General features: G+C 68.9%; 14 protein-coding genes. 10 read left to right on the top strand and 4 right to left on the bottom strand.

Annotation, left to right across the window (positions count from 1 at the left end; translation table 11 throughout):
- Positions 1-54: 54 nt before the first annotated feature.
- On the bottom strand, positions 55-1254 hold the full coding sequence (locus U1701_RS09835) for a penicillin-binding protein activator (protein ID WP_332782393.1): 1200 nt from the start codon (positions 1252-1254) through the stop codon (positions 55-57).
- Here U1701_RS09835 and rsmI point away from each other — a divergent pair.
- From rsmI to U1701_RS09795, 8 genes are all read left to right on the top strand, one after another.
- Entirely contained in the window at positions 1253-2095 is an 843-nt protein-coding gene (gene rsmI, locus U1701_RS09830; protein ID WP_332782392.1) for a 16S rRNA (cytidine(1402)-2'-O)-methyltransferase, read from the top strand. The genes U1701_RS09835 and rsmI overlap by 2 nt on opposite strands.
- Before the next feature lie 164 nt (positions 2096-2259).
- Complete coding sequence (locus U1701_RS09825) at positions 2260-2592, top strand: ArsR/SmtB family transcription factor (RefSeq protein ID WP_332782391.1); 333 nt, start codon at positions 2260-2262, stop codon at positions 2590-2592.
- 11 nt (positions 2593-2603) lie between these two features.
- Complete coding sequence (arsC, locus tag U1701_RS09820; RefSeq protein WP_332782390.1) at positions 2604-3032, top strand: arsenate reductase (glutaredoxin); 429 nt, start codon at positions 2604-2606, stop codon at positions 3030-3032.
- Positions 3032-4318 (top strand): arsenic transporter, encoded by a 1287-nt coding sequence (locus U1701_RS09815; RefSeq protein ID WP_332782389.1) that lies wholly within the window; start codon positions 3032-3034, stop codon positions 4316-4318. The genes arsC and U1701_RS09815 overlap by 1 nt, the downstream gene beginning before the upstream one ends.
- A 40-nt stretch (positions 4319-4358) precedes the next feature.
- Entirely contained in the window at positions 4359-5111 is a 753-nt protein-coding gene (arsH, locus tag U1701_RS09810; protein ID WP_332782388.1) for an arsenical resistance protein ArsH, read from the top strand.
- Between the two features lie 81 nt (positions 5112-5192).
- Positions 5193-5573 carry a YraN family protein gene (locus tag U1701_RS09805; protein ID WP_332782387.1) on the top strand — a complete coding sequence of 127 codons (381 nt, stop codon included), beginning with the start codon at positions 5193-5195 and terminating at the stop codon, positions 5571-5573.
- A gap of 148 nt (positions 5574-5721) precedes the next feature.
- Positions 5722-6672: a glutathione synthase gene (gene gshB / locus U1701_RS09800; protein WP_332782386.1), complete on the top strand. Its 951-nt coding sequence runs from the start codon at positions 5722-5724 to the stop codon at positions 6670-6672.
- Positions 6673-6792: 120 nt separating this feature from the next.
- The gene (locus tag U1701_RS09795) at positions 6793-7392 is read left to right on the top strand and encodes a DedA family protein (protein WP_332782385.1); all 600 of its coding nucleotides are present in this window, start codon (positions 6793-6795) and stop codon (positions 7390-7392) included.
- Between the two features lie 101 nt (positions 7393-7493).
- Here the strand turns inward: U1701_RS09795 and U1701_RS09790 are convergent, their stop codons facing one another.
- A complete protein-coding gene (locus U1701_RS09790; protein WP_443026027.1) occupies positions 7494-8396 on the bottom strand; it encodes a tyrosine recombinase XerC in 903 nt (300 codons plus the stop codon).
- 61 nt (positions 8397-8457) lie between these two features.
- On the opposite strand from U1701_RS09790, the gene U1701_RS09785 reads away from it, so the two are divergent.
- Both U1701_RS09785 and U1701_RS09780 read left to right on the top strand, forming a co-directional pair.
- A complete protein-coding gene (locus U1701_RS09785; RefSeq protein ID WP_332782384.1) occupies positions 8458-9936 on the top strand; it encodes a diguanylate cyclase domain-containing protein in 1479 nt (492 codons plus the stop codon).
- Between the two features lie 98 nt (positions 9937-10034).
- The gene (locus U1701_RS09780; RefSeq protein ID WP_332782383.1) at positions 10035-12203 is read left to right on the top strand and encodes a primosomal protein N'; all 2169 of its coding nucleotides are present in this window, start codon (positions 10035-10037) and stop codon (positions 12201-12203) included.
- 65 nt (positions 12204-12268) lie between these two features.
- On the opposite strand, the gene U1701_RS09775 is transcribed toward U1701_RS09780, so the two are convergent.
- Both U1701_RS09775 and atpD read right to left on the bottom strand, forming a co-directional pair.
- Entirely contained in the window at positions 12269-12520 is a 252-nt protein-coding gene (locus U1701_RS09775) for an ATP synthase F1 subunit epsilon (protein WP_332782382.1), read from the bottom strand.
- Positions 12521-12636: 116 nt separating this feature from the next.
- Positions 12637-14112: a F0F1 ATP synthase subunit beta gene (gene atpD / locus U1701_RS09770; RefSeq protein WP_332782381.1), complete on the bottom strand. Its 1476-nt coding sequence runs from the start codon at positions 14110-14112 to the stop codon at positions 12637-12639.

The following is a 14112-nucleotide window of genomic DNA, read 5'->3' as shown; positions in this document are numbered from 1 at the left end:
GCAGGGGTTGCCTATACCCACCCCCGCCCCCTCCCTTCCAGGGAGGGGAGTAGCCTACCCCCCGAACCCGGCCGGCGCAGGCGACACCACCGTGGTCGTGCCGCCGCGAATCTCCTTCACCTCCAGCGCGCGCTCGGCGACGCTGTCGCGCCCGAACCGGAACGCGCCATCGATCCCCGAAAACCCATCGCCATCACGCAGGCGGGAGACCGGAAACGCCGTCCCCGGCCGCCAGTCGCGCGCGATCCGCACCGTCAGCAGCACCGAATCATAGCCGATGCTCGACAGCCGGTACGGCCCGCTGCCGAACCGCGCGCGGTACTTGGCGGCATATTGCCGGTACAGCGTGTCCGACACCGCCGCATACCACGCGCCCGCCAGCGAAGGCTTTGCGGCAAGGCCGGTCTCCGAATTCCACAGCTCGGTCCCCAGCACCCGGGTCGATGCGCCCGCACCACGCTTGACCAGCGCCGCCGCCTGCGCCGCGGTCGCGCCGCTGTCGGCGATCAGCACCGCGTCATACGGCGCCTTCGCCGCCAGCCGCGACGCCGCGCCGGTCACGCCGCCCGCCGAGCGCGCATAGGTCTGCAACGATACGACCTGTCCGCCGGCCCCCTCGACCGCACGCAGGAACGCGGTCGACGCTCGCTCGCCGTACAATCCGTTCGGCACCAGCCCGGCGAAGTTGGTAACGCCGCGGCTCTTGGCGAAATCGACGACGCGGGCGATCGACTGGGTCGGCGCATAGCCCATCAGGTACGTGCCGTTGCCCGCCACGCCCGTATCGTTCGAGAAACTGATCACCGGCACCTTCGCCGCCTGCGCGATCGGCGCGACCGCGCGGACATCGTCGGCCAGCAACGGCCCCAGGATCAGTTGCGCACCGTCCGCGATCGCCCGCTGCGCCGCCGCCGCCGCGCCGGTTGCGGTATCGTAATTGGTGATCCGCACCCGCTGGTTCTGGGTATCGAGCAGCGCCAGCATCGTCGCATTGGCGATCGACGTGCCCACGCCTGCGTTACCGCCCGACAGCGGCACCAGCAGCGCGACTCGGTTGCGCTCGGCATCGCGCGGGATGCCAGCCTCGACATCGACCGGCCGGTCGGCCGGCGGCCGTGCGTCCGGGCGCTGCTGCGACGGCGTCACCGGCCCCTTCGGCACGATCGTCTGGCACGCGGCCAGCAAGCCGCCCGCGGCGATCACGATCCAGCGCGCGACGAACCGGCCGCCTTGCGTTATCGATGCCTCAGCCATGACCATCCCCCAAAATCCTCTTGAGCCCGGCCTCTACATCGTCGCGACGCCGATCGGCAATCTCGGTGATCTGACGAAACGTGCCGCAGACGTGCTGTCGCGCGCCGACGTGATCGCCGTGGAGGACAGCCGCGTCACCGCCAAGCTGCTCCACCATATCGGCATCAAGCGCCCGATGACGCCCTATCACGATCACAGCGCGGAGGGCGTCCGCCCCGGCCTGATCGCGCGTATGGCGACCGAGGCGGTGGCGCTCGTCTCCGACGCCGGCACGCCGTTGATCTCGGACCCCGGCTTCAAGCTGGTCCGCGACGCCCGCGCCGCCGGGCATCTGGTGGTGACGATTCCCGGCCCGTGCGCCGCGGTCGCCGCGCTGACGCTCGCGGGCCTGCCCACCGACCGTTTCCTGTTCGTCGGCTTCCTGCCGTCAAAGGCGCATGCCCGCACCGAGGCGATCGCCGAGATCGCCACCATCCGCGCGACGCTGGTGCTGTACGAGTCCGGCCCCCGCCTGTCCGCCTGCCTCTCGGCGCTCGCCGAAGGCCTCGGCGACCGCGAGGCGGCCGTGACGCGCGAGATCACCAAGAAGTTCGAGGAAGCCGTCACCGGCACCCTCACCCAGCTCGCCACCCGCTATGCCGACGCGCCCCCCCGCGGCGAAATCGTTATCGTCGTCGCCCCCCCCGGCGAAGCCCCCCCCGCCAGCCAGGAAGACGGCGACACCGCGCTCGCCGAAGCGTTGACCCGCCTATCGACGGGGCAAGCCGCAAGCGAGGTTGCCAAGAAATTGGGGCTCGACCGCAAGACGCTCTACGCGCGAGCCTTGGCGATGAAGGGGTAATCGACTCTATGGCTCGACCAACCGCATAAGGCGCGGACTGGGCTTATGTCGAACGTCCGACTGGGTGGAAAGCTGTCGGTCCGCTTTCAGGCGCGTAGCGGTGCATAGCTGCCATTCCGAAAACTTGCCCTAGCATCGACCGTCATATCCGTTATGCCGGATGCATGGATAACGATTCGGCCATCGCCGCCCTAGGCGCGCTTGCGCAAGGCACTCGCTTAGACGTGTTCCGCCTACTGGTGCGGCATGAGCCACACGGCATGGCGGCGGGCGAGATCGCCCGCCAGCTCCACGTACCGCAGAACACCATGTCGGCGCATCTCGGGATCCTCGCGCGCGCCGGCATTGTCCGATCCGAGCGGCACAGCCGGTCCATCATCTACCGCGCCGACCTCGACGGCCTGCGGGCGCTGACGCTGTTCCTGGTCAAGGACTGCTGCGCCGGCTCGCCGGAGCTGTGCGCGCCCCTTCTCGCCGAACTCACCCCTTGCTGCTGAAAGGACGCGCCATGGCCGTCGACATCGTGATCTACCACAACCCCGACTGCGGCACGTCGCGCAACACGCTGGCGATGATCCGCAACGCCGGCATCGAGCCGCACGTCGTGGAGTATCTGAAGACCCCGCCGGCCCGCGCCCTACTCGTCGAGCTGATTGATCGCGCCGGAATCACGCCCCGCGATCTGCTGCGCGAAAAAGGGACGCCCTACGCCGAGCTCGGCCTTGGCGACACCTCGCTGAGCGACGACGCGCTCCTCGATGCCATGGTGGCGCACCCGGTCCTCATCAACCGCCCGCTGGTCGTCTCGCCGCTCGGCGTGAGGCTCTGCCGTCCGTCCGAAGCCGTCCTCGATCTACTGCCCAAGCCGCAGCGGGGCGCGTTCGCCAAGGAGGATGGCGAACAGGTCGTGGACGCCTCCGGGCAGCGCATCGCCTGATGCTTCTCGCCCTCGCCATCTTCGTCGTCACGATCGCGCTCGTCATCTGGCAGCCCCGAGGCCTCGGCATCGGGTGGAGCGCGCTGGGCGGCGCAGCCGTGGCGCTGCTCGTCGGGGTGGTCTCCCTCTCCGACGTGCCCGTCGTGTGGGGCATCGTCTGGAACGCGACCGCGACGTTCGTTGCGATCATCATCGTCAGCCTGCTGCTGGACGAGGCCGGGTTCTTTGAATGGGCGGCGCTTCACGTCGCCCGCTGGGGCGGCGGGCACGGTAGACGCCTGTTCGTCCTGATAGTCCTCCTCGGCGCGGCCGTGTCGGCGCTGTTCGCCAACGACGGCGCGGCGCTGATCCTGACGCCGATCGTCATCGCGATGCTGCGGGCGCTCGGCTACCGCGACAAGGCAACGCTGGCGTTCGTCATGGCGGCCGGATTCGTGGCTGACACGGCCAGCCTGCCGCTGATCGTCTCCAACCTGGTCAACATCGTGTCGGCCGACTTCTTCCGTATCGGCTTCGCCGACTACGCGTCCGTGATGGTGCCGGTGGATCTCGCGTCGATCGCCGCGACGCTGGTCGTGCTGCTGCTGTTCTTCCGCCGCGACGTCCCGACCAGCTACGACGTGGCGCAGCTCCGCGCACCGGCCGACGCGATCCGCGACCGAGCCACGTTCCGGGCCGGCTGGGTCGTCCTCGCCGCCCTCCTGGCCGGCTTCTTCCTGCTCGAACCTATCGGCGTACCGGTCAGCGCCGTCGCCGCTGCCGGCGCGGTCCTGCTGCTCGCCGTCGCCGCGCGCGGCCACGTCATCGAGACCCGCAAGGTGCTACGGGGCGCGCCCTGGCAAGTCGTCATCTTCTCGCTCGGCATGTATCTGGTCGTCTACGGCCTCCGAAACGCCGGCCTGACCGACCACCTCGCCGGTCTCCTCGATCGCGCCGCCCAGGGCGGCGTCTGGGGCGCGGCGTTCGGCACGGGCATCATCGCCGCGCTGCTGTCGTCGGTAATGAACAACATGCCGACGGTCCTGGTCGGCGCCCTGTCGATCGACGCGACCCACGCCACGGGCGCGGTCAAGGAAGCCATGATCTACGCCAACGTGATCGGCTGCGACCTCGGCCCCAAGATCACACCGATTGGCTCGCTCGCAACGCTGCTATGGCTGCACGTCCTCGGACAGAAGGGCATCCGAATCGGCTGGGGCTACTACTTCAGGATCGGCGCGACCCTGACTGTCCCGGTGCTGCTGGTGACGCTTGCCGCGCTCGCGCTGCGGATCAGCGGCCTGTGAGCCATGGAAACGCCCTGAACATCATCGGAAACCCCACCTGATGCCCCTCCGCACCCTCACCGACGCCGACCATCTACCCGCGCTCGATCGCCGCTACGCGCTGGACCGTCCTGCCCTCTGCCTGGGCGGAGGCGACCCGCCCCCGCGCATCCTGCTGCTCTACGGCTCCCTGCGGGAGCGGTCGTATTCCCGGCTGTGCGTCGAGGAGGCGGCGCGCCTGCTGCAATTCTTCGGCGCCGAGACGCGCATCTTCGACCCCTCGACCCTGCCCCTGCCCGACCAGACGGCCGGCGACGACCATCCGGCCGTCCACGAACTGCGCGAGCTGTCGATGTGGTCGGAGGGGCAGGTCTGGTGCAGCCCCGAGCGGCACGGCCAGATCACCGGCATCATGAAGCTGCAGGTGGACCACCTGCCGCTGTCGATGGGCGGGATGCGGCCGACTCAAGGCCGGACGCTCGCCGTCATGCAGGTGTCGGCGGGATCGCAGTCGTTCAACAGCGTGAACACCCTGCGCGTCCTCGGCCGCTGGATGCGGATGGTGACGATCCCCAACCAGTCGAGCGTCGCTAAGGCGTTCGAGGAGTTCGACGACGCCGGCCGGATGAAACCGTCCAGCTACTACGATCGCATCGTTGACGTGATGGAGGAGCTGGTGCGGTTCACCGTTTTGCTTCGTCCTCACGCGGATCAGCTCGTTGACCGGTATTCGGAGCGGAAGGATGCCGGCGTACCGATCGATGCGGCAACCGACCTGTCCAGCATCGCGACGGCGCCAAAGCGCCGAAGTTGAGGCTGACATTGGGCGACCCGAGACACCGCTCATCACAACATCTCGGTTGTTGATCGCCACTCGCCCCGCCACACTCGCCGCATGCAGCGTCCTCGCTCCGCCAGAAGCACGAACTCCCGCCGCACCGCGGAAGCGGTCGGTCGGCGTGGCGAACGCCTCGCGGGATGGTGGCTTAAGCTCAAAGGCTGGCGCATCCTCGATCGGCGAGTCCGCACGCCCGCCGGTGAAGTCGACCTCGTCGCGCGCAAGGGCAACCTCGTCGCCTTCGTCGAGGTGAAGACCCGCGCCACCGCCGCCGAACTCGACTTCGCGATCGACGAACGCCGCCTCGCCCGCGTCGCCGCCGCCGCGGAATATCTGATGCCGACCTATGCCGGCCCCGGCGACGACATCCGCGTCGACGTCATCCTGCTCGCCCCCGGCACCCGACCGCGCCATATAGAGAATGCGTGGCAGCCCTAGAGCGGGTGACAGCGGAACGCCCGCCGCCTACATCGCGTTCACACCAATTCCGTCACCCTAGCGAAGGCTGGGGTCTCCCCGTTCGGGCCCTGGCGCCCGCCCCACACAGACCCCAGCCTGCGCTGGGGTGACGTAGCAGGACCAGCCCATGCCCCTCACCGTCGCCGTCCAGATGGACCCGATCGCCGACATCAACATTGCCGGCGACTCGACCTTCGCGCTGATGCTCTCGGCACAAGCCCGCGGGCACCGGCTGTTCCACTATGGTGCCGAAGACCTCAACTACCGCGACGGCCGGGTCTGGGCCAAGGCGCATCCCGTCACCGTCCAGCGAGTCGTCGGCGACCACTTCACCTTCGGCGAGCCCGTGCAGCTCGATCTCGGCGACGACGCCGACGTCGTGCTGATGCGTCAGGATCCGCCGTTCGACCTCGGCTACATCACCGCGACCCACCTGCTCGAACGCATCGCCGACAAGACGCTGGTCGTGAACGACCCCGCCCAGGTCCGCAACGCCCCCGAAAAGGTGTTCGTGCTCGACTACCCCCAGTTCATGCCACCGACGCTCGTCACCCGCAGCCTCGAGGAGGCGCGCGCCTTCCTCGCCGAGCACGGCGCGATCGTCGTCAAGCCGCTCCACGGCAATGGCGGCAAGGCGATCTTCAAGGTCGAATCGGACGGCGCCAATCTGTCCGCGCTGATCGAGGTCTTCAACATGACCTGGCGCGAGCCGCACATGGTGCAGGCTTTTCTTCCCGACGTCGCCAAGGGCGACAAGCGCATCGTACTGGTCGACGGCGAAGTCGCGGGTGCGATCAACCGGCTGCCCGGCGAGGGCGAGATCCGCTCGAACCTCGCGGTCGGCGGGTCGGCGGAGAAGACCGAGCTGACGGACAAGGAGCGCGAGATCTGCGCGGTGCTCGGGCCCGAACTCAAGAAGCGCGGGCTGCTGTTCGTCGGCATCGACGTCATCGGCGGCGAGTGGCTGACCGAGATCAACGTGACGTCGCCGACAGGGATCGTCGCGATCGAGACCTTCGACGGCACCGATGTCGCCGGCCTGATCTGGGACGCGATCGAGGCCAAGGTGCGTGCCTAACTTCCCCCCTCCCGTTTGCGGGAGGGGACAGGGGGTGAGCCCGCGGTCTCCGTATTCGCACCGGCCGATAGCGCGAGCCCACCCCCGGCCCCTCCCGCAAGCGGGAGGGGCGGAAAGCACGTGACCGAGTTCATCCTCAACCTCATCGCCTGGGGCGGCTACATCGGCATCTTCCTGCTGATGGCGCTCGAGAACATCGTTCCCCCCGTCCCCTCCGAAGTCATCATGGGCCTTGGCGGCATGGCGGTCGCGCGCGGCGACATGAGCCTCGTCCCGCTGGTCGCCTGGGGCACCGCCGGCTCCGTCGCAGGCAATTACTTCTGGTACTGGCTCGGCCGCAACATCGGCTATGAGCGGTTCCGCCCGTTCATCGCGCGCCACGGCCGCTGGCTGACGATGGAGTGGCGCGACGTCGAACGGCTCCACGCCTTCTTCCTGAAGCGCGGCATCTGGGTGGTGTTCGTGTTCCGCTTCATGCCCACCTTCCGCACCGTCATCTCGCTCCCCGCGGGTATGATTCGGATGCCGCTGTGGAAATTCCTGCTTTGGACCGCGGCCGGCACCGCCATCTGGAATACCATCCTCGCCTGGGCCGGCATCGCGTTCGGTGCGCATTTCGGCGAGCTCGACAAATATGTCGGCCCGGTCGCGATCGCGACGTTCGTTGTGATCATCGTCGCCTATGTCTGGCGCGTGCTGACGTGGAAGCCGAAAGACTAGCGCGCCCAGCATCGTCACCCCAGCGAAGGCTGGGGTCTCCCGTCATGAAGGGCGCCCCTGCCGCACGAGATCCCAGCCTTCGCTGGGATGACGGAGCGTAGTCAGGCCCGCGGATGCGCGCTGCGGTAGACGTCCATCAAATGCGCCGCATCGACCGCGGTGTACACCTGCGTCGAACTCAGGCTCGCATGCCCCAGCAACTCCTGCAACGCGCGCAGATCCGCCCCGCGCCCCAGCAGATGCGTTGCGAAACTGTGCCGCAGCGCATGCGGCGTCGTCCGCTCGCCCAGCCCCAGCCGCCCCCGCGCCGCCTGCACCGCCCGCCGCACCACGCCCGCCGACAACGGCCCACCCTTCGCCCCGCGGAACAGCGGTTCGTCGCGCGCCACCACGAACGGCACCTGCGCCGCATAGGCCTCGATCGCGGCCCGCACCTGCGGCAGCAGCGGCACGACGCGCGTCTTCGCCCGCTTGCCCGTCACCATGATCGTCGCACCCAGCGGCAGCACCGCTCCCGTCAATGCCACCGCCTCGCCGATTCGCAGCCCGGCGCCGTACAGCAACAACAGCACCGCCCAGTCGCGCGCGCCGATCCACGGCTCGGCGGCGTCGTCCGCCACCTCCTCGGCCAGCGCGATCGCCTCGGCCGGCGACACCGGCCGCGGCACGCCCGCCTTCACGCGCGGGCCCCGCAGCCGCGGCGGCTCGGCATCGGCGTTCGCCCAGGCCAGGAACCCGCGCACCGCCGACAATTCCCGCGCGGCCGAGGCGTTGCCCAGCCCCGCACCGCGCCGCTGCGTCAGATACGCGCGGATGTCGGCGGCGGTGGCCTTCGCCAGCGTGGCCCGGTCGATCCGCTCGCCCCAATGGTGGCCGAGAAACGCGACCAGCCGCTCCGCCGACGCGCGATAGGCGCGCACCGTATGCACCGATCGCCGCCGGTCGCGTGCCAAATGCTCGGCCCACAGCATCCACGGGAGCAGGTCGTGCGTAGTTTCTTCCATGATCCAGACTAACCCGCCGGTCGCACAAACAAAATTAACGTCGTTGCGATACCCGAATCAGATGAGTTCGACCAACGCCGACTCCCCTGCCGCAGCCGATTCCCGTGACGATGAAGCGCGCCGCCTCGCGGCCCTTCACGCGCTCGCGCTGCTCGACAGCCAGCCCGAACGCGAATTCGACGCGGTGGTCGCGCTGGCCGCCCAAATGCTCGACGCCCCCACCGCGCTGCTGACTCTGATCGATCGCGATCGCCAGTGGATCAAGGCGGCGCAAGGCTTCCCGGGGCGCGAGACGCCGCGCAGCGTCGCCTTTTGCGACCACACCATTCGCAGCGGCGAACCGATGATCATCGCCGACGCGCGCGACGACGTGCGGTTCGCGGACAACCCTCTCGTGACGGGGGACACGGCCGTACGCTTTTACGCCGGCGCCCCGATCCATGCGGTCGACAGCCGCGGCGAGCGGCACGCCATCGGCGCGATCTGCGTGCTCGACACCGCACCCCGCATCCTTGGCGAAGACGGGCGCCGCGCGCTGATGCATCTCGCGACGCTGGCCGAAGCGACGATCGCCGCGCGCACCGCGGCGAACCGCGCCATCGAGATCGTGACGACCGCCGAACGCCAGGCGACCATCCTCTCGCGCCAAGACCGCATCTTCCGCCAGGCCGAACGGATGGCGGCGATCGGATCGTGGCGCGTTTCGCTTCCCGACCGCGCGGTCCACTGGTCGGACGGCGTCTATCACATCCACGATCTGGCGGTCGGCGACATGCCCTCGGTCGCGGCGGCCCTGGATTTCTATCCTTCGCTCGCGCGCGACCAAGTCGCCGCCGCGCTCGAACGCGCGGTCGACCCGGGCGAATCGTTCGATCTCGAAGTCGATCTCAGGACCGCGAAGGGCGTGCTGCGCCGCGTACGCATGCTGGGTGAACGCGAGATGGTCGATGGTGTCCCGGTCGCGCTTGTCGGCGTGTTTCAGGACGTCACCGAACGCCACGCGCTTGAAACCCGGCTGCGCCGATCGGCCGACACCGATTCGCTGACGGGCCTCGCCAACCGCGCCTCGTTCGAACGCGCGCTTGAAGCGGCGATGGCGCGCGCGCATGCGCACGGCGCACCGCTGCTGCTCGCCCTGATCGATCTGGACGGGTTCAAGGTGATCAACGACACGCTCGGCCACACCGCGGGGGACGACGTGCTGCGCGACGTCGGCCGCAGCCTGCGCGCACCATGGCTCAAGAACAGCATCGCGGCACGGCTCGGCGGAGACGAATTCGCGGTGATCGTCGAGGATCCCCATCTCGCCGCCGCCCCCGCCGCGCTCACCGCGCGTCTGGAGGGTGCGTTGTGCGTTCCGGTGCAGGCCAACGGGCTGGCACTGGTGAGCGCCGGCACGGTGGGGGTCGCGACCTTCGACCGCGAATTCACCGGCGTTCGCGATTTCGTCCACCACGCCGATACCATGTTGTACGCCTCGAAGCGCGCGCGTGTCGGCGACCGCCGCCGCCGCAGCACCGACCGTCGCGACGCCGCCTGACGGATTTGAGGACCCACGCCCCCAAACCGTAGTCCGTCGCAGCACAACCCCGACAATCCGGTTCACGCGACCGCACTCTGCCCCCATATAGGCCCGGCATGTCCCGCGCCCGTATTCTGATCCTCAACGCCGCGCTCGGCCCGCTCGACTACCGCGTTCCCGCCGGAATGACGGTCGAGCCGGGGTCGATCGTCGTCGCACCGCTCGGGCCCCGACAATTGCTCGGTGTGGCCTGGGAAGCGGAGCGCATGCCCTCCGACGCGGAAGTCGGTGACAATCGTCTGCGCAACCTGCTGGCCGTTGCCGACGCGCCGCCGATCCGCGCGCCGCTGCGCCGCCTGGTCGAATGGACCGCCGACTATTATCTCGCCGCGCCCGCTTCGGTCCTGCGAATGACGCTCGCGTCGACCTCCGCGCTCGAGGGCGCGCGCACCGCGATCGAATATCGCGCGACCGGCGTCGTGCCGCCCCGGCTGACGCCGCAGCGCGAGCAGGCGCTCGAACGCATCGCCGACCGCCAGGGCATCATCCGCGAACTTGCGACCATCGCCGACGTCAGCGACGCGGTGATCCGCGGGCTGGTCAAATCGGGCGCGATCGAGGCGGTCGAGGTCGAAATGGACAGCCCCTATCCGGTGCCTGATCCCGACCATCACCAGCCGGTCCTGTCCGACGACCAGCAGGCGGCCGCCGATGTCCTCGTCGGCGGCGTGCGCGACCATGCCTTCAAGCCGACGCTGCTCGACGGCGTCACGGGCTCCGGCAAGACCGAAGTCTATTTCGAAGCCGTCGCGCAGGCGATCCGCGACGGTCGGCAGACCATCGTCCTACTCCCCGAGATCGCGCTGACCGAACCGTTCCTCAAGCGCTTCCACGATCGCTTCGGCTGCGAACCCGTCGCGTGGCATTCCGGCCTGCGCAGCACGCAGCGCCGCCGCGCGTGGCGCGCGATCGCCAGCGGCGAGGCGCTGGTGACGGTCGGCGCGCGCTCGGCCCTGTTCCTGCCCTACGCGAACCTCGGCCTGATCGTCGTCGACGAAGCGCACGAGACCAGCTTCAAGCAGGAGGACGGCGTCCACTATCACGCGCGCGACGTCGCGGTGATGCGCGGGCTGTTCGAGGAATGCCCGGTGATCCTCGCCTCCGCCACGCCCGCGATCGAGACGCGCCAGCAGGTCGCGACGGGTCGCTATGCCGAACTGAAGCTGCCCGGCCGGTTCGGCGTTGCCGAGATGCCGACGATCGAACCGATCGACCTGATCCAGGAACCGCCCGAGCGCGGCCGCTGGCTCGCGCCGCGGTTGGTGAAGGCGCTCGAAACGAACCTCGAAAAAGGCGAGCAGTCGCTCCTCTTCCTCAACCGCCGCGGCTACGCGCCCCTCACGCTGTGCCGCACCTGCGGCCACCGCTTCCAATGCCCGAACTGCACCGCGTGGATGGTCGAGCACCGCCTCACCCGCCGGCTCGCCTGCCACCATTGCGGGCATGTCGAACCGACCCCGCGAGTCTGCCCCGAATGCAAGGGCGAGGACACGCTGGTCGCCTGCGGCCCCGGCGTCGAACGCATCGCCGACGAGGTCACCGCGCTGTTCCCCGCCGCCAAGACCGCAGTCGTCACCTCGGACACGATCTGGTCGCCCGCCAAGGCCGCCGAGTTCGTCGGCCGGATGGAGGCGGGCGACATCGACATCGTCGTCGGCACGCAGCTGGTGACCAAGGGCTATCACTTCCCCAACCTCACGCTGGTCGGCGTGGTCGATGCCGATCTCGGCCTCGACGGCGGCGATCTGCGCGCGGCCGAACGCACCTTCCAGCAGATCCGCCAGGTGTCGGGGCGCGCCGGGCGCGGGGCGAAGCCGGGCCATGTCTTCATCCAGACGCACAGCCCCAAGGCGCAGGTGATGCAGGCGCTGATCACCGGCGACGCCGATGCCTTCTACGCCGCCGAGACCGAGGCGCGCAGAGACGCCGGCGCGCCGCCGTTCGGCCGCTACGCCGCGATCGTCGTCTCGTCGGAGGACCAGTCCTGCGCGCACGATGTCGCAAAACTGGTGGGCCGCAGCGCGCCGGAGGTCGACGGCATGCACGTCTACGGCCCCGCCCCTGCGCCGCTATCGATGCTCCGCGGCCGCCACCGCTACCGCCTGCTCGTCCACGCCAAGCGCGCGCTCGACGTCCAGGACGTCATCCGCGACTGGCTGGGCAAGCTCGACTGGTCGAGCAAGGCGCGGGTGACGGTCGACGTCGACCCGTATAATTTCCTGTAGCGCCGTTCACCCGCGAAGGCGGGTGCCCAGTCTGGGTCCCCGCCTTCGCGGGGACACAGGAGGGTTTATTCCGCGCTCTCGGCCAGCACGGTAAGCCCCGACGCATTCACTTCCGCGAACCCGCCGCGAATCGTGATCGTCTCCGCCGGGCCGCCGGCGGTGCGGAACAGCTGCAACGCGCCGTCGCGGACCGTCGACATGAACGGCGCATGGCCCTCCAGCACGCCGAAGTCGCCTTCGGCACCGGGGACGACGACCATGTGGACCTCCTCCGAGCGGACGAGCTTTTCAGGCGTGACGAGTTCGAAATGCAGCATGTCTTGGGTCTCACTCCCCTCCCGCTTGCGGGAGGGGCTGGGGGAGGGCCTGTCGGCAAGGGACGGCTTTACAGGCCCTCCCCTAACCCCTCCCGCAAGCGGGAGGGGAACTTCAGTTACGCCTCGGCGGCCATCCTCTCGGCCTTGGCGACGGCTTCGTCGATGCCGCCGACCATGTAGAACGCCGACTCGGGCAGGTGGTCGTACTCGCCCTCGACCACCGCCTTGAACGAGCGGATCGTGTCTTCGAGCTGGACGAACTTGCCGCTGATGCCGGTGAAGACCTCGGCGACGTGGAACGGCTGGCTAAGGAAGCGCTGGATCTTCCGCGCCCGCTGCACGGTCAGCTTATCCTCTTCGCTCAGCTCGTCCATGCCGAGAATCGCGATGATGTCCTGCAGCGACTTGTACTTCTGCAACGTCGACTGGACCGCACGCGCGGTGTCGTAATGCTCCTGGCCGACGACGCGCGGTTCGAGCAGACGCGAGGTCGAATCGAGCGGATCAACCGCCGGGTAGATGCCCAGCTCCGAGATCGCGCGGTTGAGGTTGGTCGTGGCGTCAAGATGCGCGAACGACGTCGCCGGCGCCGGATCGGTGAGATCGTCGGCCGGCACGTACACGGCCTGGACCGAGGTGATCGACCCCTTGTTGGTCGAGGTGATGCGCTCCTGCAACGCGCCCATGTCGGTCGACAGCGTCGGCTGATAGCCCACCGCCGACGGGATACGGCCGAGCAGTGCCGACACTTCCGCGCCCGCCTGCGTGAAGCGGAAGATGTTGTCGACGAAGAACAACACGTCCTGGCCTTCGACGTCGCGGAAATATTCGGCGATGGTCAGGCCCGACAGCGCGACGCGGGCACGCGCGCCCGGCGGCTCGTTCATCTGGCCGAATACCAGCGCGACCTTCGAGCCCTCCGACTGCGGATTGCCGTCGGCATCCTTGGCGATGACGCCCGCGTCGAGGAACTCGTGATACAGATCGTTGCCCTCGCGGGTCCGCTCGCCGACGCCCGCGAACACGCTGGTGCCGCCATGGCCCTTGGCGATGTTGTTGATCAGTTCCTGGATCAGCACGGTCTTGCCGACGCCGGCGCCCCCGAACAGGCCGATCTTGCCGCCCTTCGCATAGGGTGCGAGCAGGTCGATGACCTTGATGCCCGTGACCAGGATCGCGCTCTCGGTCGACTGGTCGACGAACAGCGGCGCTGGTGCGTGGATCGGCGCGGTCGTCTCGGCGCCGACGGGGCCACGCTCGTCGATTGGCTCGCCGATGACGTTGAGGATGCGCCCCAGCGTCTTCGGGCCGACCGGCACGCGGATCTGCGAGCCGGTGTCGGTCACGGTCTGGCCGCGACGCAGGCCCTCGGTCGCGTCCATCGCGATCGTGCGAACCGTGTTCTCGCCGAGATGCTGCGCGACTTCGAGCACCAGCCGGTTGCCGTTGTTATCGGTTTCGAGCGCCGACAGAATGGCGGGCAAATTGTCGGGAAAATGCACGTCGACGACGGCACCAATGACCTGCGCGATGCGGCCGGTGTTGTTGGTCGTGCCCTCGGTAGGGCGGATTGCTTCAGCGGCGGTGGCCAT

The organism is Sphingomonas rhamnosi (genome assembly GCF_036663615.1).
Classification (GTDB): domain Bacteria; phylum Pseudomonadota; class Alphaproteobacteria; order Sphingomonadales; family Sphingomonadaceae; genus Sphingomonas.
Note: the sequence above shows the minus strand (reverse complement) of the source record. Positions and strands in the feature narration are given on the sequence as shown.